At 49.2% G+C, this 388-nt stretch carries 1 protein-coding gene; it reads right to left on the bottom strand.

Annotated features, from left to right (window positions below; translation table 11 throughout):
- Positions 1 to 242 precede the first annotated feature (242 nt).
- Positions 243 to 388 (bottom strand): amino acid--tRNA ligase-related protein (locus E3E29_RS11560; protein ID WP_342764725.1); only part of this gene is annotated, 146 nt, incomplete at its 5' end.

Here is a 388-nt window from a genome sequence, read left to right as displayed (position 1 = left end):
TACATATCAACGTCGATGAACTGCACCTCAAAGGGACCCAGAACAGCCTTGTCTTTTAGTCCAAGCGAGATTCCCGTTATGCTGGCGTACTCGGGCACCGTTGCGGATTTTACTAGGTGTGCCATAGGTGCAAATGAGAAAATCATCAGACCCAAGAGGATTAAAGCGGCAGCCTTTTTCATATCTCCAGCCTCCAAAGAGTAGTCAACTAATCACCAAAAGGAAAAGGTAGTATAAAGGCGTTACGGTGTGAGCCTTCTTCTGTCCCTCGGGAAGAGTATGACTTCCCTGATGTTATTCAGGTCAAGCATCTGCTTGATGAGCCTCTCGGCTCCAAGTCCGAAGCCTCCATGTGGTGGCATGCCGTAGCGGAAGGCCTTGAGGTAGA

This window comes from Thermococcus sp. Bubb.Bath (genome assembly GCF_012027595.1).
GTDB lineage: Archaea > Methanobacteriota_B > Thermococci > Thermococcales > Thermococcaceae > Thermococcus.
The sequence above is the reverse complement of the archived record's forward strand: the minus strand, read 5'-3'. Positions and strand labels throughout refer to the sequence as shown.